Here is a 19,090-nt window from a genome sequence, read left to right as displayed (position 1 = left end):
GGTCGGCATGAACAGCTACGGGACCGGTGCCGATCCGGCCGTCGAGTGGGCCGTCGTGGACAGCGGCATCGGCCCGCTGCTGCTCGCCGCGACCGGGTCCGGTCTGGTGAGTGTGTCCTTCCACGCCCGCCCCGCCGTGCGGGACGGGGTCCTCGACCGGTTGCGGACCCGTTTCGGCACGGAGCCGGTGGAGGCGCCCGGTTCCGCGCGGCTCGCCGGGCCCATACGCGCTCTCGCTGCGTATTTCGCGGGCGAGCGGCAGGATTTTGACCTCGATCTGGACTGGTCGCTCACCTCCGGGTTCCACCGTGAGGTGCTCCGTGAGCTGGCGTCCGGGGTGCCCTACGGGACGGTCGTCGGGTACGGGGAGCTGGCCGCGCGGGTCGGCCGGCCGGAGGGGGCGCAGGCGGTGGGCGCGGCCATGGGGGCCAACCCGCTGCCGGTGGTGGTGCCGTGTCACCGGGTGGTGGAGAGCGACGGAGGCCTGGGCGGGTTCGGCGGCGGTCTGGAGACCAAGCGGCAGCTGCTGGCGCTGGAGGGGGTCCTGCCGGAGCCGCTGTTCTAGGGCGTGTTTCGAAAGTCCCGCCTGCTCGGCGACAGGCCCTTGGCAACTCGTTCGGATCATGCCGGGCTCGCGGGTTCCGCCCCATCCGGACGACAGCCACCGAGCCTCTCCGGTCGATCAGCGTCAGGATTCGTTCACCCGCCCGGGTGCACGGCGGCGGCCGAGCGGTGACACACTGCGCCGGTGACGCGACCCCTCTCCCCCTCCCAGGTCACGGCCGCCGGCATACCCGCTCTCCAGCGCCGGACGTCGGCCGTGCTCATCGTCAGCCAGATACTCGGCGGCCTCGGCGTGGCCGTCGGCATCGCCCTGGCTCCGATACTGGCCGCCGAGGTGAGCGGTTCGGAGGCGCTGTCCGGGCTGGCGCCGACCGCGTCCGTCGTCGGCACGGCGCTGCTGTCCCTGCCGCTGGCCGCCCTGATGACCACCCGGGGCCGCAGGTCCGGCCTGGCGCTCGCCTATCTGATCGGTGCGCTGGGCGGCGGCCTGGTGGTCCTCGCCACGATGCTGCCCAGCTTCCCGCTGCTGCTGCTCGGTATGGCCGCGTTCGGCGCGGGATCCCTGGCCGGTCTCCAGGCCCGGTTCGCGGCGGCCGACCTGGTGGGGCCGGAGCGGCGGGGGCGGGCGATCTCCGTCGTCGTCTGGGCCACCACGATCGGCTCGGTCGTGGGCCCCAACATCTCCGCCCCGGCGAGCCGGCTGTTCCGCGGTACGCCGGTGCCCGAGGCCGCCGGGCCGTATCTGTGCTCGGCCGTCGTGTTCCTGCTCGCCGGAGCGGTCGTGGCGCTGGCCCTGCGCCCGGATCCGCTCCTCACCGCCCGCGCCCTGGCTCCGGAGGGCCCGGCGGGGCCGCCGAAGCGTTCCCTGCGCGCCGGGATCGAGGCCGTGCGGGAGTCGCCGATGGCGCGGCTCGCCCTGCTGACGGTCACCGTGTCGCACACCGCCATGGTGTCGATCATGGTCATGACCCCGGTCGACCTGGGCCGGCACGGCGCCGGCCTCCAGCTGATCGGGCTCGTCATCAGCGGTCACATCGCGGGCATGTACGCGTTCTCACCGGTGATGGGCTGGCTGGCCGACCGGTTCGGCCGGCTCGCCGTGATCGGACTGGCCGTCGGACTCCTGAGCTGCGCCGCGCTGCTCGCGGGCACCGCCGGGCCCCGGCACGGGCAGACAGCCGCGGGCCTGTTCCTGCTGGGCCTCGGCTGGTCCGCGGGGATGATCGCCGGTTCGGCGCTGCTCACCGACGCGGTGCCACGGTCGGCCCACGCCGCGGTGCAGGGGCTGTCGGACCTGACCATGAACGCGGCGGCGGCGGTCGGCGGGGCGGCGGCCGGGGTGATCGTCGCCCAGTGGGGATACGGCCTCCTCAACGCGATCGGCGCCGCGCTGCTGCTGCCGGTCGCCGCGCTCGCCCTGCACCGGAGCCTGCGGCAGCCGGGAGCGGTCAGCGGCTGACACGCCGCCGGACCGCGTCCACGGCCGCAACCGGGCGCGAGGGCCATAATTACCCCAACCGCCTTCGGCGCGAACGTAGTTGTCACCCACAGCCCTCAGAGGCTGATGTGGTACGCCTTGCGGAGCGTCTCGTGAACCGTCCAGGTCGTCCGGTCGCCCTCACGCAGGACGCAGGCGTCCCCCGGGCCGATCTCCAGCGTCGCCCCGCCCTCGACCTCGACCGTCGCCCGTCCGCTGACGACCACGAACAGCTCGTTCGCCTCGGTGTCGGTGACCACGCCGGGGGTGATCTGCCAGATCCCCCGGAGCTGCTTGCCGTCGGCCGATTCCCCCAGCACCTTGCCCGTCACCACGGGATCGCCCGAGACGATCTGCGCCGGATCGAGGGGTTCCGGTACGAGTTCGACGTCCGGGATGTGCACGGCGAAGGAGGCGGGGACCTGGTCGTTTGTCGTCATGGCCGGTCACCTTAGCGACCACTTCCGGCCAACCCGCGGCCAGGACCCGCCCCAGGAGGTCCGTCGGTGGTTTGCGCTCCTCCCGGCCGCGACAGGGATGGGGCATGCCTCAGAACCCACCGGACCAGCGTCCCGCTCCGCGCGAGAACCTTGGGACGAAGGCCTACGAACCCGTGCTCTCGGCGGAGGTGCGGGCCGCCCTGAGCGCCGGTCTGCCTGTCGTGGCGCTGGAGTCGACGATCATCGCTCACGGTCTGCCGCGCCCCCGCAATCTGTCCGTGGCCCGGGAGCTTGAGGGGCTCGTCCGGTCCGCGGGCGCCGTCCCGGCCACCGTCGCCGTTCTGGACGGGTGGGCCCATGTCGGCCTGGGCGAAGGCCAGTTGGAGCGGGTCGCCGGGGACCCGGCGGTACGCAAGCTCGGGCACCGCGATCTCGCCCCGGCGCTCGCCGCCGGGGCGAGCGGGGCGACGACGGTGTCCGCGACGGCGTTCCTGGCGGCGCGGGCGGGCCTCGGCGTCTTCGCGACGGGCGGGCTCGGCGGCGTACACCGGGAGTGGGCCGAGAACCAGGACGAGTCGGCCGATCTGCGGCTGCTCGCCCGCACCGGGATCACCGTGGTCTGCGCGGGGGTGAAGTCGATCCTCGACATCCCGGCGACCCTTCAGCGGCTGGAGACCCTCGGCGTCTGTGTCGTCGGCTACGGCACCGGGCACTTCCCCGGCTTCTACCTGAGCAGCTCCGGCGAACCCGTCGACTGGACGGTGCACAGCCCGGAGGAGGTGGTGGAGGTGATCCGGGCGAAGGAGGCGCTGGGTGGCCCGCCGGCCGCACTGATCGTCGCCAACCCCGTAGCGGAACCGGATCAGTTGGATCCGGCACTGCACGACCGGGTGCTGGCGGAGGCGTTGGACGCGTGCCGGGAGCGGGGCGTCTCGGGGCAGGGCGTGACTCCGTTCCTGCTGGACCAGCTGATGCGGCGGACCGGGGGCGCGTCGCTGGAGGCGAACCTGGCGGCCGTCCGCGGAAACGTGACGCTCGCGGCGCGGATCGCCGTCGCGGCGGCGGGCGCCCGGTGAACCGTCCGGCGGCGGGCGGTGGGCTGCTGGTGGTGGGGGACGTGGTCACGGACGTGGTGGTGCGGTACGGATCGGAGCTCGCCCACGGTACGGACACGGCGGCCCGGATCCGGACGCTGCCGGGTGGTGCGGGGGCCAACGTCGCCTGCTGGGCGGTGCGTTCGGGGTGTACGGACGTGCGGCTGCTGGCCAGGGCGGGGGCGGAGTCGGCCGGCTGGCACCGGGAGGAGCTGGAGCGGGCGGGGGTGCGGGCGTTCCTGGCGGTGGACGACGCGTTCCCGACGGCGACCGTCGTCGCCCTGGTCGACGCGGCGGCGGAGCGCACGTTCCTGACCGACGGCGGGGCGGTGCTGCGGCTCACCGTCGAGGACTTCGTGCCCACGATGCTCGACGGTGTCGGGCGGCTGCATCTCTCCGGCTATCTCCTGTTCGCCGCGGTGAGCCGGGCCGCCGCCCTCCTCGCCCTGCGCACCGCCGTGGAGCGGGGTATTCCGGTGAGCGTGGACCCGGCGTCGGCCGGGTTCCTCGGCGAGCTGGGTCCCCAGCGGTTCCTGGAGTTCGCGGAGGGTGCGGAGCTGCTGCTGCCGAACGCGGACGAGGCCCGCCTGCTCACCGGGCTGCCCGGACCGGAGGCCGCGGCGGCCGAGTTGAGCCGGTGGTTCCCGCGCGTCGTCGTCACTCTGGGCGCGCGCGGAGCCGTGGTGGCCGCCGGGGGCGAGGTCGTCGGCCGCGTGCCCGCCCCGCCGGTGCGCGAGCCGGTCGACTCGACGGGAGCGGGCGACGCTTTCACCGGCGGGTTCCTCGCGGCGCTGCTGGCCGGGGCCGACGATCTGGCCGCGGCGGCCGAGGGCTGCCGGGCGGGGGCGGTGGCCGTGGCCACCGTGGGCGGCCGGCCGTCGGTCCGGTAGCCCTCGGCCGCCGCCGGGTCGGTGTGACAGGCGGGGCAGAGTTGGTGTGACGGCCGCCGCCGGGTCGGGGGTGACGGGCGGCGCCGGGTCGGGCAACATCCACCGCCCCGGTGACGGGCGGTGCCGGAGAGGGCCCGTTCACCCGCTCCCGGGCAGCCCCGACCAAGCGGGGTGTGACGGGTCGTCCGCCCGGACCACCACGTTCGCGCGGTCCGAGGGCGCCACCTCGTCCTCGTACCGGGCGAACGCGGGCAGGGTCCAGCGTTCCGGCTCCGCCGTGCGTCGCCGCAGGGCCCCCGGGGGCCCTGCGGCTGTCCCCGGGGGCCGTGCGTCGCCGCAGGGCCCCCGGGGACAGCCGCAGATGGACGCTGAGCGCGAACGGGAACCAGTGTCCCAGCAGGAACGGGCCGTGCACGACGACCACCCCGCCCTCGGGCAGGGAGTGGTACGGGCTACGGGTGGCCCGGTCGGTCACCGGGTCCCACAGATCGGGCAGCACGCGGCCGGAGCCGCCGGCCTCCAGCGGCCCGAACACCTCGCGCCACAGCGCCCCGGTGTCGTACCAGCTGTCGGCGTACGCGTCCGGGTCCCGCTTCCCGTACTCGAAGCGCAGGCTCGCCGGGCGCAGGAAGCCCTCGGTGGAGATGACGAGCACCGCACGGCCGAGCAGCCGCAGCTCCCGCGCGAGGCGCTCGGCGCTCTCGCCGGTGCGGGCGGCCGGCGCTCCGTCGATGCCGAGCGCGAGCCAGGCCCCGCCGTCGGCGGCGGACAGCCCGTCGCCGTAGCGGGCCAGCTCGCCGGCCAGCCGTTCCCAGGTGATCGCTTCGAGTCGCACGGACCCATCATCGCCGCACCGGCGGTGGGACGCTCGGGTGAGGGAGGCCCGGCCGCCCGTGCGGGAGGTTCAGGCGCCCCGCAGTTCGGCGGCGAGCGGGCCTTCGCCGAGCACCTCGACGCGGCCGTCCTTCACCGCCTCCGCGAGGGTCGCCCCGCCCCGCGCGAGCTCCAGACACGCCTCGGCGTCGAGGACGATCCGGGCGTCGGGGCGGTCGGCGGGGCCGTAGCCGTACACCGCGGCGACCGCTTCGGCGGCCGTGAGCGCGCCCCCCGCTCCCTCACCGAAACGGAGGTGGAACTCGCCTTCCTCCAGCCGGACTTCGAGGACGCCCTCCCGGGTGAGCCCGGCGAGGGCGCCGAGCAGGGGCAGGGCGAACCAGTGGGCCCGCACCGCGTCCGTGGGGCGGCGCTCGGCGAGGGCGGGCGCCCCCCACTCGGCGAGGGCCGCGAGGACGGGCAGCAGGCCGTGGCCGCGGGCGGTCAGCTCGTAGACCGACGCCGCCGACGGGGGCGGCAGCTTGCGGCGCAGGGCCAGTCCGGTCTGTTCCATGTCCTTGAGCCGGGAGGCCAGCACGTCCGTGCTGACGCCGGGCAGGTCGGCGTGCAGATCCGTGTACCGGCGCGGCCCGCCCAGCAGTTCACGGACGATCAGCAGCGTCCACCGGTCGCCGACGGAGTCGAGGGCGCGGGCGGTGGCGTCGAACTGGTCGTAGCTCCGGCGACGGACGGGGCGTGCTGCTGGCTGCTGCTGACGTGGCATGCGACGCAGTCTAGACATGTTGTTGGACTTTCCAAGCTGAAGCTTGGTAAAACCAAGTATCGCAATTCGGCTCGGGAGGCAGCGCATGGAGTTCCGGCAGTCCAGCAAGCTCAACGAGGTCTGCTACGAGATCCGGGGCCCGGTCATCGAGCACGCCAACGCCCTGGAGGAGGCGGGCCACAGCGTGCTCCGGCTCAACACGGGCAATCCCGCGCTCTTCGGTTTCGAGGCCCCCGAGGAGATCGTCCAGGACATGATCCGGATGCTGCCGCAGGCGCACGGCTACACCGATTCGCGCGGCATCCTCTCGGCCCGGCGGGCGGTGGTCCAGCGCTACCAGGCCATGGGTCTGACCGAGGTCGGCGTGGACGACGTGTTTCTCGGCAACGGGGTCTCCGAGCTGATCTCCATGGCGGTGCAGGCGCTGCTGGAGGACGGCGACGAGGTGCTGATCCCGGCCCCGGACTTCCCGCTGTGGACGGCGGTGACCACGCTCGCGGGCGGCAAGGCCGTGCACTACGTCTGCGACGAGGAGTCCGACTGGAATCCGGATCTCGCCGACATGGCCGCGAAGATCACCGACCGGACCAGGGCCGTCGTGATCATCAACCCGAACAACCCCACCGGCGCGGTCTATCCGCGCGAGATCCTCGAAGGCATTCTCGATCTGGCCAGGCGGCATGGGCTGATGGTGTTCGCCGACGAGATCTACGACCAGATCCTGTACGACGGGGCCGAGCACCACAGCGCGGCGGTCCTCGCCCCCGACCTGGTCTGCCTCACCTTCAGCGGTCTGTCGAAGACGTACCGGGTGGCCGGCTTCCGGTCCGGCTGGATGGTGGTGTCCGGTCCGCGGCAGCACGCCCGCAACTACCTGGAGGGCCTCACCATGCTGGCCTCCATGCGCCTGTGCCCCAACGCCCCGGCCCAGTACGCCATTCAGGCCGCGCTCGGCGGACGGCAGTCGATCCGGGAGCTGGTCGCGCCGGGCGGGCGGCTGCACGAGCAGCGCGACCGGGCCTGGGAGCGGCTGAACGAGATCCCCGGCGTCTCGTGCGTGAAGCCGAAGGGCGCGCTGTACGCCTTCCCGCGCATCGATCCGAAGGTGCACAGCATCGTCGACGACGAGAAGTTCGTGCTGGACCTGCTGCTGCGGGAGAAGATCCAGGTGGTGCAGGGCACCGGCTTCAGCTGGCCGCGCCCGGACCACTTCCGCATCCTCACCCTCCCGTACGCCGACGACCTCGACGCGGCGATCAGCCGCATCGGCCGCTTCCTGAGCGGATACCGACAGTGATCCGCGCGCACGGTCGGGCCGGGGCCGGATGAGGCAGGCCCTGCCGAGGCCGGGTCGGGCAGGGCCTGTCCGTCCGGGGGTCAGATGAGGCGGAAGAGATCCGCGGCGGCGTGGACGTCGGTGAGGTCCTCGATGGAGCGGAGGTTGTCGCACAGCGCGTCCAGGACCGAACCGGCCTCGGCGGCGCCCGGAGCGCCGACGGCGAGGCCGAAGACGCGGAAGCCCAGCACCCGTCTGGCGTCGTTCCAGCCACGCATCCACTCCTCGGTGACGCCGCATTCGTCGTCGGTGATCATCACGATGTCGCCGCGCGTGGTGGCTGCGTCGTCGAACTCCTCCTCCAGAAGTTCGCGGGCCGTGGTCAGGGGCGTCTGGTAGCTGGTGCCGCCGCCGAGGAAGGTCTCCGCGAAGTCGAGCACCCGCTCGATGCCGGCGGACCGGCCGGCCGGGAAGCGGAAGACCTGGACCTTGTCCTCGGCGGAGAACAGGATGCCGACGAAGTCGCGCCCGGCATGGCGGGCCTGGTCCAGCAGCGCCAGGGCGCACGCCTTGGACCACGCCTCCCGCGTGACTCCGCCGGGCCCCGCCGCGTACATCGAGTGGGAGGTGTCCACGCACGCGATGACGGCGCCCCGCCCCGTCGACTGCTCGCCCCGGCTGTCGTAGAGCATCAGCTCCCCGGCGGCGTACCGCGCGGCGAAGACGGCACGCAGTTCGGGCAGCCCGAGGTTGGCCAGCTCGGAGGGGATCAGGCGGGAGAGGTCGTCGCCGAGTGTGACGCCGACCAGCTCCCCGGCGGTGCTCTCCACCTTGCGGGCCCGCTCGCCGTCGGCCATCTGCCGGAAGCGGCCGATCAGTTCGGCCCACCGGGCGAGACGTCCTGCGCGCAGCCGCTCGGCGAGCCGGGCGCGGCGCGCGTACGGCATCCGCTCCAGCTCGCCGGGGCCCACACCCCAGGCCCGCATCAGCGCGGTCTCCTCCCGGACGGCATCGGCGGCCGTCGCCGCCGCGTGATGCGCGGCGGTGCGGAGGCCGGGGACGGTGGCGGCGCCCTGCTCGGCAGCCCGGGCGGCCAGCCGCGCGGCGGTTCCGGTCGCCTCGGCGGCCTCGATCGCCCGGTGGACGGCGTCGGCGGTCGAGGCCGGTACGCCGCCGTCCTCGTCGGCCTCTTCGGCGGCGTGCTGGAGCGCCTCGGCCACGGCGGTCGCGGCGCCGTCGGCGTCCTGGAGGGCTTTCGCCGCTCGCTCGGCCCGCCCCTGGGCGTCCTGGGCGCGCTCCAGCATCCTGCGCAGGGCGCCGGACTGGGCCAGGACGGCCATGGCGGCGGCGTAGGGGTCGCCGACGGTTTCCCGGCGCAGTGCGGCGAAGTCCGGTGACTCCACCAGTGCGGTGACGATCTGGTGGTTGACCAGCCGCGAGGGTTCCATCTCCGTACGCTCGCGCAGTCGGAGGCCGGCCTTGTAGGCGGCCAGGAACACATCGGCCAGGAGGTCGGCGGCATGGTCGTGGCGCTCGCCCAGCTCCTGGGCCAGCTCGCGCAGTCCTTCGGACTGTTCGCGGGTGTCGCGCCAGGTGAACCGCTCGAACCGTTCCGCGACGACGGCCCCCGTGCTCCGCTCGGCCCCGGAGTGGCCCAGCCACGCCCGGGCGCGGCCCGCGAGTGCGTCGAGTGCGGCCGGCGGCCCCCCGGTGCCGCTGTCCCTCCCGGTCAGCGGAGCGTGCCCGGCGGTCAGAGCCGGTCCTGGACCATGCTCGCGTCCATGCCGAGCGCCTCGGTGAGGACGCGGGCGCGGACCGCGCGCTGACGGCCGGTGACCCGGTCGATGGCGGCGGTGGAGCGGCCGGCGCCCGCCGCCTCGGCACGCAGCTTCTCCAGCCGCTTGCCCGCCGTGGCGAGCTTGTTGTGGGCCTTCTTGATGACCCAGTCGCTGAGCGCCTCGCGGGACTGCCCCGCCATGGCGTCGAGCTGGGCCTCCAGCTCGTCGAGGGCGTCGGCCAGGTCGAGCGCCTCCTTGGCGTCGGGGTTGACCAGGTGCAGCACCTCCCGCTCGACGGTGGGGCGCTGGGCCGGGGAGTCCCACAGCACGTGGGTGAGCACGGTCAGGTCGGTCTCGGCGACCGCCGGGCGGCCGTCGAGGTACGCGGACGCCTGGAGCAGCCGCACCGCCTGCCGCCAGCGGCGGTCGGAGGCGACGAGCTCCTTGCGGCGCAGGGCCGCCCGCAGCGCGCACACGGCGTCCACGATGGCGTCGGGGACGTCCACGTCCGGGACGGATCCGGTCACCGCGTGCTGCAACGCGGTCAGTTCGACGGTGGTACGTGTGGGGGCCGCCGGGCGGCTGACGGCGGAGCGGACCAGCGCGGCGAAGTTCGACGGGTCCGCCAGGTATCCGACCTCGATCCGCACCAGCAGCCGGTCGTAGATCGCGGCCGTGTCCTCCCCGGTCGGCAGTTCGTTGCTCGCCGTGATGGCGCCGATCAGCGGGCAGCGAATCGGTTCGCCCCCGCTCTCGGGGTGGTAGATCCGCTCGTTGAGGTAGCCCAGGGTCTCGTTCAGCGCCGCCGTGGAGCACTTGAAGATCTCGTCGATGAACGCGACGTGCGCGGTCGTGGCGCGGCCCTCGTACACCTGGCGGTACTCCCCGCGGGCGAGCGCGGCGACGTCGATGGGACCGAACATTCTCGTCGGCGCGGTGAACTTCGACAGAAGGATCTCCCAGTAGGCCGCCCCCTGGACCCTGCCGGTGAGCTCCCGGGCGATCTCGGACTTCGCCGTTCCGGGCGGGCCGAGCACCAGCGAGTGCTGCCCGGCCAGCAGCGCCACCACGAGCGTGCGCACCACGTCGGCCCGCTCGTAGAAGCGGTCCGACACCTCGTCACAGATGGCCCGCAGCCGGGCGGCTGTGGCCGCGGCCGTGGCTGTGGCTGTGGGCTGCGCGTCCCCTGCACCTTGCACGTCTGTACCTCGCACGTCCTGCATTGTGCCCTGCGGGTCCCGCGCCCCTGTGGTCGGCTCCGGGTCTTTACCGCTCCCCGGGGACGGGAGCGGGCCCGGAGGCGTAGCCGGCCTCCGGGCCCTGAGTGTGCCGCCCATCGGGCACGCCGGCACGTTTAAGGATCCGGGTCAGTCTGATGTCGTCGCGTCCTGCCTTTGGACCACCGCAGATCGAAGCTCTGCGGGCCGGACTTGAACCGGCATTTCGACGCGCGCGGGCCCGGGCCCGTTCGATCCGGCGATCGGCGGCGAATGCTGAGTCTGGAGCAATAGTCTGAGATTGACGGCGGTCTGCCTCTGCCTGCTTGGGCTACTCCGGCCCGTGCCGGAGGGAGGAGTTGAACCTCCACTGGAACCGCGCCTTCACGACAAGCCTCAGTTTCAGCTTGCGCTCCTCGCGCACCCCGGCCGCCTTGAGCGGCGCCCGGGGAATCCATGGTCGGTCACCCGAAGAGGTAACCGAATACCGCATCACCCACCCGCTGGTCGGTGACGTCTGCGCCGTTGGCCTCCTCGCGGGCGAACTTCACGGCCTGCTGGAGCTTCTCGATCCGGTCCAGCAGTTCGTTGACGCGCCGCGCCGGAAGCGCCCCGGAGAACTTCACGGTCGTCCAGTACCCGATCGGGATGTCCTCGTAGTACACCTCGACCTGCGCCGGGTGCTTCTCGGTGGCCTCCGCCTTCACGTGGTTGCGGGGCACCTTCTTCGTACGGACCGTGCGGACCGGCTCGGTCTTCCAGGAGTCGGTCGAGGGGTCCTGCACCCAGGCCTCGGCGGCGTCCAGTACGGGCAGCTTGCGGACGAAGGTGTTGAGGTCGGTCAGCTGCTTCTCCAGGAAGAGCAGATACGACACCGGCACCTCGCTCACCAGCACCCGGCCGTCGACCGTCACATCGGCCCGGGCCGAGCAGTTCGCCCAGTCCTTCGTGGCGGTCACATCGAAGAGCCGGGTCAGGGTGACCGCGGTGTCCCGCAGCACGTCCTCGGCCTTGACCTGGACGAGCGTCGACTCGGGCGGAAGCTGTTCGCCCTCCTCGTCCTTGGGCTGGTAGGTCCGGGAGATCCCGGCCAGCAGTCCGGTCTTCTGGAGGCCGTGATGAGCCGCCGTCAGGTCCTGGTGTGCCTTGGACTTGACGCCCTTCTCCACTGCGATGATCTGATTGAGTTTCGCCACGTCGTGGACGCTAACAGGGGCGAGTCTCCCCTGGCCAAGGGTTTTACCGTACGTACGACGGGTCGTCGGTCCCGGAGACGTCGGGGACGAAGTCGCCGGCCAGCAGGGCCTCCAGGGCGGCCACCGGGTCGGGGTCCGGGGCGGCGCGCGGCCACCAGTCGTCGGCGCCGGGATCGGATTCGTAGCCGTACCACCGGTGGTCGTGGCCGAAGCGGAGCTGGAGCGAACCGTCCGGGTGGGTGAGGTGGTTGCGCCAGGGTGTGAAGCGCGGGAAGTCGGCGGCGGCGAGCGCGGGCCTGGCCCGGTCGAAGGGGCCGGCCGGCGGGTCCCAGGGCGTCTCCAGGACCGCGAGGCCCTCGGCACCGCCCTGCCGCCAGGCGGCGACGGCGCGGGCGAGGTCGGTGGTGGTGCGGCCGGTGGCGTAGGCCAGCTCCCGGTAGAGCGCGCGGGTGGTGGCGGTGAGCCCGGCGGTCGGCCGTGCGGCGGCGAGGCGGACCGCGTCCTGCCACGGGCTGAGGCCGGCCAGCGGATCACGGCCCGTGGTCAGCAGGGCATGGGCGCGGGCGGCGGCGTCGGTGGCGAGGTGGTCCAGGCCCAACGGGTCGCGGGCGCCGGGCAGATCGGGATACGACGGTGGCTGGCCTGGGTGCGGCGGTACGGGCAGGGGTGCCGGGAGCGGGGGCAGGAAGCGGGCGGCGAACGCCTCCCGGGCCCCGACCGACGGGACGGCGGGAGCGGCGGGGCGCTCACGGGCGGAGTGTTCGGCGTTGCGCCGTCCGAGCTCGTCCAGCAGCTCGCGCTCGCCCCGGCCACGCATCAGCAGCAGGACGAACGGGTCGCCGTCGAGGAGCAGGGCCGTCTGGAAGCAGAGGGCGGCGACGTGCTTGCAGGGCCGCCCGTGGTCGGGGCAGGTGCAACTGGGGTCGAGGTCGTCGGCGGCGGGCAGCAGCCGGACACCGGCTTCCTCGGCGGTGTGGGCCAGGGAGTGCGGCATCTCCTTGGCCAGCAGCGCGGCCAGGTGGCCGGGGTGGGCGGCGACCGCGTCGAGCAGGGTCTCCCAGCCGGGGTCGGTGAAGGTGCGCAGCCGTAGTTCGGCGCGGTAGGGGCGGGCCCGGCTGCCGTGCACATAGGCGACGACCCGCCCGGGGGTGACGGTGATCGCGGCGACCTGGCCGTCGTCGGCGTACGCGCGGCCGCGGGCGAGGCGGGCCTCGTCCATCGACAGCGACTCCACCGCGTCCACCCACGCCCGGCCCCACCAGCTCCCCGCGAAGGGCTCGCCCTCCACGGAGGTGCGGGCGGGCACCGCCTCGAAGGTGCGCCGCAGATCGTCCGGACCGGGCCGGACGCGGGGGGCCGGTCTCCGGGCGGCCGGGCCGGTGGTCGGGCGCGGGCTCATGCGGGCCTCCGCAGCGATACGAGGTCGGCGAGGTCACGGTCGCTGAGCTCGGTCAGGGCGCTCTCGCCGCTGCCGAGCACCGCGTCGGCCAGGACCCGCTTGGACTCCAGCAGCTCGGCGATCCGGTCCTCCACCGTGCCCTCTGCGATGATCCGGTGGACCTGCACGGGCTGGGTCTGGCCGATCCGGTACGCCCGGTCGGTGGCCTGTTCCTCCACGGCGGGGTTCCACCAGCGGTCGAAGTGGACGACATGGGCGGCGCGGGTCAGATTCAGCCCGGTGCCGGCAGCCTTGAGGGAGAGCAGGAAGACGGGGACCTCGGCGGACTGGAAGCGGTCCACCATCCGCTCGCGCTCCGGCACCGGCGTACCGCCGTGGAGGAGCTGGGAGGGGATCGCGCGGGAGGCGAGGTGTGCGGCGAGGAGCTTCGCCATCGCCACGTACTGCGTGAAGATCAGGACCGAGCCGTCCTCGGACAGGATCGTGTCGAGCAGTTCGTCGAGGAGGGCGAGCTTGCCGGAGCGGCCCGTGAGCCGGGTGGGCTCCTCCTTCAGATATTGGGCGGGGTGGTTGCAGATCTGCTTGAGCGAGGTCAGCAGCTTCATGACGAGACCCCGGCGGGCGATGCCCTCCGCCGCCTCGATCTGCGCCATCGTCTCGCGGACGGCCGCCTCGTAGAGCGTGGCCTGCTCACGGGTGAGGGAGACGGGGTGGTCGGTCTCCGTCTTGGGCGGCAGCTCGGGGGCGATGCCGGGGTCGGACTTCTTGCGCCGCAGGAGGAAGGGCCGCACCAGCCGGGACAGCCGTTCCACCGCCTCCTCGTTGCCCAGGCCCGCGGCGGTGCCGGTGTTCTCCACGATCCGGGCGTGCCGGGCCCGGAACGCCTTGAGCGGGCCGAGCAGTCCGGGGGTGGTCCAGTCGAGGAGCGCCCAGAGCTCGGAGAGGTTGTTCTCGACGGGGGTGCCGGTGAGGGCGACCCGGGCCGGGGCGGGGATGGTGCGCAGCGCCTTGGCCGTGGAGGAGTGCGGATTCTTGACGTGCTGCGCCTCGTCGGCGACGACCAGGCCCCAGCTCTGCTCGGCGAGCTGGGGAGCGCTGGACCGCATGGTCCCGTAGGTGGTGAGGACGAAGCCGCCGTCCGGGTCGCTCAGGGTCCGGTCCGTGCCGTGGAAGCGGCGGACGGGGACGCCGGGGGCGAAGCGGTTGATCTCGCGGTGCCAGTTGCCGAGGAGGGAGGCGGGGCAGACCACCAGGGTGGGCGAGGGGTGCGCCCGGTGCAGGTGGAGGGCGATGAGGGTGATCGTCTTGCCGAGGCCCATGTCATCGGCGAGGCAGCCGCCAAGACCGAGCGAGGTCATCCGGTCCAGCCAGGCCAGACCGCGCAGTTGGTAGTCGCGCAGCGTCGCGTCGAGGCCGGGCGGCGGCGCGATCGTGGTGTCCTGGGTGAGGATCCGCGTACGGAGGGCGGCCAGCGCACCGGCGGGGACGGCGTCCACCCGCTCGCCGTCCACCTCCGCACTGCCGGTGAGGGCGACGGCGAGCGCGTCCACCGGGTCCAGGAGCCCCAGCTCCCGCTTGCGCGCCTTGCGTACGAGGGCGGGGTCGACGACCACCCACTGGTCGCGCAGCCGCACCACCGGGCGGTGGGCCTCGGCCAGGGTGTCCATCTCGGCCTCGGTCAGCCGCTCCTCCCCCAGGGACAGCTGCCAGTCGAAGGCGAAGAGATGCTCGGCGTCGAAGAAGGAGGTGCCGTCGGTGGCCGATCCGGGCGCGGGCCGCACGACGGCGCTCGCGGTGAGGGAACGGGCCAGCTCCCGCGGCCAGTGCACCTCGACCCCGGCGGCGGCAAGCCGGGACCCCGCGTCGCTCAGCAGCTCGTACAGCTCGTCCTCGGTGATCGCGAGCACATCGGGGGCGGGCTGCCCCAGCAGTCGTTCCAGCGGGGCCCAGACGCGGGCGGCGCGGCGCAGCGCCAGCACCGCGTCGACCCGGGCGCGCGGCCCGAACGGTTCGCCAGCCGCGCCGTTCCACAGGGCGGCCGCGTCCACCACGTAAGTCGGGTCGGCGAGGCTGTGGACCTGGACGACGGCAGCGGCGGCGTGCCGGACCGCCGGGTCGTCCGGGTGCTCCGGCCGCGCGGGTCCCCCGTCGGGCTCCGTCTCCTCGCGGGCGGCCGCGACCGCGTAGGTGTCGGCGGTGTCGAACAGCTCGTACGCGGAGAGGTCCAGGCGCAGCGAGACCCGCACGCCCGCGTCCAGGCCCGCGGCGACCTCCACGGCCCAGGCCGCGGCATGGGGCAGATGCTGGGGTTCGCGGGCGGCGAACGGCGCGCCCATCGCGAACGCGGCGGCGGGGGTGCGCGGCAGGGTGTCGGCGACGGAGTCCAGGAACGCCCCGATCAGTGCCACGGGGTCGGGCAGCCGGGGCGGCTCGGAGCCGGGGACGGGCGCCGCGTGCCCCTCGGGCGGCAGGGCGGCGGCGATCGCCCGCAGATGCGCGACGTCCTCGGCGTCCCTCGGACCCGCCCGCCAGGCGTCGTGACCGTCCGCCGTGAGTCCGGGGAGGAGCCTGCCGCGGGCGACGAGCTGAAGGGCGTGCAGGGCGGCCGCACCCCAGCAGCGGGTGGCGGGGTGGGCGGAGGCCTGATGGCGGGCCCGGACGAGCAGGGGCAGCGCGTCGGCCACGGACAGCAGCGCCGCGGGCGTCGCGACGGCGCGGACGCTCCCGGGGCCCGCCGCCGGGTCCGTCCGGACGACCGTGAGCCGGGCGGTGGTGCACGGGACGGAGTCGGGACTGCCGGGGGTCTCCGCGTACCCGAAGGGCGTCCCGCTCCGCCCCTGCGGGCCGTCGTCGTGCCACGGGCCGGCGTTCGCGAGCGGGCCCCAGAAGGCGATGCGGCCGTCCCTGGGCACCGGGCCGGGCAGGAAGACCGCCGCGCAGCGCAGGAGGCGTCCGGCGTCGGCGGTCCGGGCCGTGTCCTCGGTGTCCCGCGGCTCGCCCTCCCGGGTCCGTGCCGTCATGTCCGCCACCCCCTCCCACCCGATCCGCGGTCTCCGTCGGCACGGAATGTGCTGACTCCGCGAGTCTAGGCGGGAGGTCTGACACCGCGGACGCCCGCCGCATCACCCCAGGTCAGCGGCGACGGAATCGGTCGGGCGGGTACCCCGCTCCGCGCGTGGGCCGCCACGCTCAGTGATGGGCGAACGGCCGTTCCGATGAGGACGGGGCGGGAGCGGTGGGGGCGGTGGGGCCGCAGCACCACACCGCGCTCGTACTGCCGGATCACCCGCGCCGCCGAGGCCACGTACAGCGCTCCGGCGCAGAGCACCGCCACCAAGGCGATCATCAGTTCCTGAACCATGACGGCCCCCTGGGAGGAAGGGGAGCGGACACCCGCGTGCCCCGTGGAACACTCTTGACACATAGCACCTTTCATCAAATTATGCCCCATTTGGGCGTATGGGGAACCTGGGTCCGGCGCACCGCGGCTCGCCCGGTCGGCCGCGCACCGGATGCCTGCCCGCCCCGGGGCGGGCAGGGTGGCCAGCGCCAGCACGTCTTCCCGACGTACCGAATCGCCGGACGAGCACCGGACGAGCAGACGAGGACCCGCCCATGTCCGTGACCGCCACCGTTCCCCGCCGCCGACGCCGCCTCGGGATCGCCGCCGGAGCCTCGCTCCTCGCCCTCGCCGTCTCGGGCTGCTCGGGGCTCGGCCGCACCGCGGTGGGCCCGGTGACGTACACGACGGAGCGCGAAGCGGTGCTCCAGGTGAACAGCCCGTCGGTACGCGGCTGCCACCGGATCGCTCCGGCGGGCGCGCACGAGGTGGAGAACGGGACGCTGGTCGACGTCATCCTGTACCGCACACGGGACTGCACGGGCGGCAGGACGACGTACGTGCCGACCAGGTTCAGCGATGTGACGGCGCCGGGCAGCGGTCCGTGGCGCAGCTACAGCTTCGTCCACTGAGCGACCGGCAGGGGGCGCGGCCGAGGCCCGCCCGGCCCCCGGCTCCTCAGAGCGCGGGGCGGGCCAGTAGCCAGGTGCCGTCGTCGGTGAGGGAGCGGTCCACCGTGAGCCCGGCCGTGGCAAGATGCCGGGCGATGTCCTCGTCGGAGAGCTCCCGCGACAGGAAGGTCTGCGTCCACCGCGCGTCCTCGAAGTGATACTCCGCGCGCACCGAGCGCACACCGTCGCCCACCGGATCCGCGGCGACGATCCGGATCAGACCGCCGGACGGGTCGGTCCGCTCCCACGGCAGCTCCGAGCGGTGGGCCACCCCCTCGCGCTGGACGAGGACGATCCCGTCGTCCCGCACGTGGTCGCGGCAGACGCGCAGCATCCCGTCGCGCACCCGGTGCTCGCCCGCGTGGACCAGGAACGAGCCGAGCAGCACCACGTCGAACCGCTCGCCGCCCAGGTCCAGCGTTTCGATGGGGCTCCGCACCCTGCGCGCCCCGACGATCTCCTCCAGCATCTCCGGCGACTCGTCCACCGCCGTCACCCGGAATCCGCGCCGCACCAGCGGATGGGTCACCCGGCCCGCCCCACAGCCCAGCTCGAGGATGCTCGCCCCGGCGGGGGCCACGCCCGCGATCACCTCCGGCTCGTCGCCGACGGACAGCCGGCGGTACAGCTCCACCGCGCACCCGTCAGGCGTGATGGCTCCGGGACCGGTCCCCTCGTACCCCTCGCGTACCAGCGATTCGCTCATGAAGGACGAACGAGCCGTCGCCGGGCGCGGTTCCCCGGCCCGGCGCGGCCCGGCGCTGTTTCGTCCGCCGCCGGGTGGGTCCATCCTGGAGAACGAGGTGATCACCATGCGTACGGGCAGTGAACCCGCGACCGCCCGCAGTCCCCTCCGGATGCGGCTCTGGCTCAGCCTGTGGGGAATGGCCTGGGCGCTCTTCGGCCTGGTGGCCTTCGCGCTGAACGGACGGCCGGGCTGGGCGGCGGCCTGCGCGGTGGTGCTGCTGCTCGCCGTGGTGGACCTCTGCGTGATCACGTACCGCATGCGCCAGGGCTCGCACTACCAGCCGGGCCGTGACGTCCCGCCGTACGAGCCGGACCACGGCGACGGCCGTTCGCACGGGCCGGGGCCCGGCACCGACGGAGGCCGGGCGGATGGAGCGCCCGGTGGACGGACGAATCCTCCCTAGGAGCGGGGTGTGGTGTCGCCGGGCGGCACCGCACCCCGCCCCGCTTGACGAGGGCCCCGCGTCCCGCCGGGTGGACAACCGCGCGGTCCGTACGGTCAGGTCGTCGCACAGGGCGGATCGCAGGAAAGGGGGACGACATACCGTTTCCCTTTCTGTCGGCCCAGCCCGCCGGAGCTCGCGGCGCAGATACGGCTGATGGCGGACTCGACCTCAAGGTCCCGGAGGGTGGCCACGCCGTCGTCGATGGTGGCCGCCAAGGTGCGGCCGTCAGGACTGAAGGCCAGAACGGCGACGGATCCGGTGTCCACGGTCAGCGGTCGTCCGATGGCGGTGGGACGGTCCGGATCGGCGACGTCCCACAGATGGATGGTGCCGTTGTCGGAGTGGCCGCCCGCCGCGAGGGTTTTCCCGTCCGGGCTGAACTCCACGGTCCACAGGCTGCCGCCAGGACCGATCCGTCGGGACTGAAGGCCGGGGACAGGACAGACTTCCCGCCCGAGCCGGAGTCAGCGGCGCACGGCTCCCCGAAGGGGCCCGGGGCCGTCCGGTCCGTCAGCCCCGCTCGTCGAACTTCGCCGCCCGGAGGTACTCCGGCTTCGGGTCGAGCGCCGCCGCCAGCCGGAAGTGCCGGGTCGCCTGCTCGGGGCGGCCGGCGCGCTGGAAGGTGCGGGCCAGGGCGAAGTGGGCGAACGCGTTGTCCGGCTCACGCTCCAGCACCAGCTCGAATTCCAGCTCGGCGGGGCGCAGTTGGGCGGCGGCGAAGAAGGCGCGGGCCCGGAGCAGCCGGGCGGCGGTGTTCTCCGGGTGGGCGGCGATCACCGAGTCGAGGAGCTTGACGGCACCCCGGGGGTCCCGGGCGTCGAGCAGTTGCTCGGCCGCACGGAAGTCGATGACGTGGGTCTCCGGATTCCTCTCGGGCACGGTCGCATCCTTCCCTTCCCTCGCGGTTTTCCAACGTCCGCCCGGAGCCGGTATTCCGGGACGTCCGGCCGGGGCGTCC

General features: G+C 73.8%; 18 protein-coding genes and 1 pseudogene. 7 read left to right on the top strand and 12 right to left on the bottom strand.

What is annotated here, in order from left to right; genetic code table 11:
- Window positions 1–7 precede the first annotated feature (7 nt).
- Window positions 8–565, top strand: coding sequence for a methylated-DNA--[protein]-cysteine S-methyltransferase (locus tag AB0F29_RS05105; protein ID WP_361867530.1), 558 nt, complete (start codon window positions 8–10; stop codon window positions 563–565).
- Between the two features lie 255 nt (window positions 566–820).
- On the top strand, window positions 821–2,023 hold the full coding sequence (locus AB0F29_RS05100; protein ID WP_361867796.1) for an MFS transporter: 1,203 nt from the start codon (window positions 821–823) through the stop codon (window positions 2,021–2,023).
- Between the two features lie 95 nt (window positions 2,024–2,118).
- Here AB0F29_RS05100 and AB0F29_RS05095 read toward each other — a convergent pair whose 3' ends face one another.
- Window positions 2,119–2,481 (bottom strand): cupin domain-containing protein, encoded by a 363-nt coding sequence (locus AB0F29_RS05095; RefSeq protein WP_361867529.1) that lies wholly within the window; start codon window positions 2,479–2,481, stop codon window positions 2,119–2,121.
- A 104-nt stretch (window positions 2,482–2,585) separates the two neighbouring features.
- Between AB0F29_RS05095 and AB0F29_RS05090 the strand changes: the two genes are divergently transcribed.
- Window positions 2,586–3,557, top strand: a complete 972-nt coding sequence (locus AB0F29_RS05090; protein WP_361867527.1) for a pseudouridine-5'-phosphate glycosidase — start codon at window positions 2,586–2,588, stop codon at window positions 3,555–3,557.
- Entirely contained in the window at window positions 3,554–4,465 is a 912-nt protein-coding gene (locus AB0F29_RS05085; protein WP_361867526.1) for a PfkB family carbohydrate kinase, read from the top strand. Before AB0F29_RS05090 ends, AB0F29_RS05085 begins: the two co-directional genes overlap by 4 nt.
- Before the next feature lie 138 nt (window positions 4,466–4,603).
- Here AB0F29_RS05085 and AB0F29_RS05080 read toward each other — a convergent pair.
- Both AB0F29_RS05080 and AB0F29_RS05075 read right to left on the bottom strand, forming a co-directional pair.
- A pseudogene (locus tag AB0F29_RS05080) lies at window positions 4,604–5,300 on the bottom strand (uridine kinase).
- A gap of 69 nt (window positions 5,301–5,369) precedes the next feature.
- Complete coding sequence (locus AB0F29_RS05075; RefSeq protein WP_361867525.1) at window positions 5,370–6,062, bottom strand: helix-turn-helix domain-containing protein; 693 nt, start codon at window positions 6,060–6,062, stop codon at window positions 5,370–5,372.
- A gap of 85 nt (window positions 6,063–6,147) precedes the next feature.
- Between AB0F29_RS05075 and AB0F29_RS05070 the strand changes: the two genes are divergently transcribed.
- Window positions 6,148–7,359 (top strand): pyridoxal phosphate-dependent aminotransferase, encoded by a 1,212-nt coding sequence (locus AB0F29_RS05070; protein ID WP_361867524.1) that lies wholly within the window; start codon window positions 6,148–6,150, stop codon window positions 7,357–7,359.
- 80 nt (window positions 7,360–7,439) lie between these two features.
- Here AB0F29_RS05070 and AB0F29_RS05065 read toward each other — a convergent pair whose 3' ends face one another.
- The 6 genes from AB0F29_RS05065 to AB0F29_RS05040 form a co-directional block, all read right to left on the bottom strand.
- Entirely contained in the window at window positions 7,440–8,837 is a 1,398-nt protein-coding gene (locus AB0F29_RS05065) for a VWA domain-containing protein (protein WP_361867523.1), read from the bottom strand.
- A 251-nt stretch (window positions 8,838–9,088) separates the two neighbouring features.
- On the bottom strand, window positions 9,089–10,339 hold the full coding sequence (locus AB0F29_RS05060) for an AAA family ATPase (protein WP_361867521.1): 1,251 nt from the start codon (window positions 10,337–10,339) through the stop codon (window positions 9,089–9,091).
- Window positions 10,340–10,797: 458 nt separating this feature from the next.
- Window positions 10,798–11,529, bottom strand: a complete 732-nt coding sequence (locus AB0F29_RS05055) for a hypothetical protein (protein ID WP_361867519.1) — start codon at window positions 11,527–11,529, stop codon at window positions 10,798–10,800.
- 43 nt (window positions 11,530–11,572) lie between these two features.
- Complete coding sequence (locus AB0F29_RS05050; RefSeq protein WP_361867517.1) at window positions 11,573–12,928, bottom strand: SWIM zinc finger family protein; 1,356 nt, start codon at window positions 12,926–12,928, stop codon at window positions 11,573–11,575.
- Window positions 12,925–15,948: a DEAD/DEAH box helicase gene (locus AB0F29_RS05045; protein WP_361867516.1), complete on the bottom strand. Its 3,024-nt coding sequence runs from the start codon at window positions 15,946–15,948 to the stop codon at window positions 12,925–12,927. The genes AB0F29_RS05050 and AB0F29_RS05045 overlap by 4 nt, the downstream gene beginning before the upstream one ends.
- A 65-nt stretch (window positions 15,949–16,013) precedes the next feature.
- Complete coding sequence (locus AB0F29_RS05040; RefSeq protein ID WP_361867514.1) at window positions 16,014–16,289, bottom strand: hypothetical protein; 276 nt, start codon at window positions 16,287–16,289, stop codon at window positions 16,014–16,016.
- A gap of 254 nt (window positions 16,290–16,543) precedes the next feature.
- On the opposite strand from AB0F29_RS05040, the gene AB0F29_RS05035 reads away from it, so the two are divergent.
- Window positions 16,544–16,900 carry a hypothetical protein gene (locus AB0F29_RS05035; RefSeq protein WP_361867512.1) on the top strand — a complete coding sequence of 119 codons (357 nt, stop codon included), beginning with the start codon at window positions 16,544–16,546 and terminating at the stop codon, window positions 16,898–16,900.
- A gap of 46 nt (window positions 16,901–16,946) precedes the next feature.
- On the opposite strand, the gene AB0F29_RS05030 is transcribed toward AB0F29_RS05035, so the two are convergent.
- Window positions 16,947–17,645, bottom strand: coding sequence for a class I SAM-dependent methyltransferase (locus AB0F29_RS05030; RefSeq protein ID WP_361867511.1), 699 nt, complete (start codon window positions 17,643–17,645; stop codon window positions 16,947–16,949).
- 82 nt (window positions 17,646–17,727) lie between these two features.
- On the opposite strand from AB0F29_RS05030, the gene AB0F29_RS05025 reads away from it, so the two are divergent.
- Window positions 17,728–18,090, top strand: coding sequence for a DUF6343 family protein (locus AB0F29_RS05025; protein ID WP_361867794.1), 363 nt, complete (start codon window positions 17,728–17,730; stop codon window positions 18,088–18,090).
- A gap of 95 nt (window positions 18,091–18,185) precedes the next feature.
- On the opposite strand, the gene AB0F29_RS05020 is transcribed toward AB0F29_RS05025, so the two are convergent.
- Both AB0F29_RS05020 and AB0F29_RS05015 read right to left on the bottom strand, forming a co-directional pair.
- Window positions 18,186–18,527: a WD40 repeat domain-containing protein gene (locus AB0F29_RS05020; RefSeq protein WP_361867792.1), complete on the bottom strand. Its 342-nt coding sequence runs from the start codon at window positions 18,525–18,527 to the stop codon at window positions 18,186–18,188.
- A 115-nt stretch (window positions 18,528–18,642) separates the two neighbouring features.
- Entirely contained in the window at window positions 18,643–19,011 is a 369-nt protein-coding gene (locus AB0F29_RS05015; protein WP_018957593.1) for a tetratricopeptide repeat protein, read from the bottom strand.
- Window positions 19,012–19,090 lie beyond the last annotated feature (79 nt).

Source organism: Streptomyces sp. NPDC026589 (genome assembly GCF_040638385.1).
Classification (GTDB): Bacteria; Actinomycetota; Actinomycetes; order Streptomycetales; family Streptomycetaceae; genus Streptomyces.
Note: the sequence above shows the minus strand (reverse complement) of the source record. Positions and strands in the feature narration are given on the sequence as shown.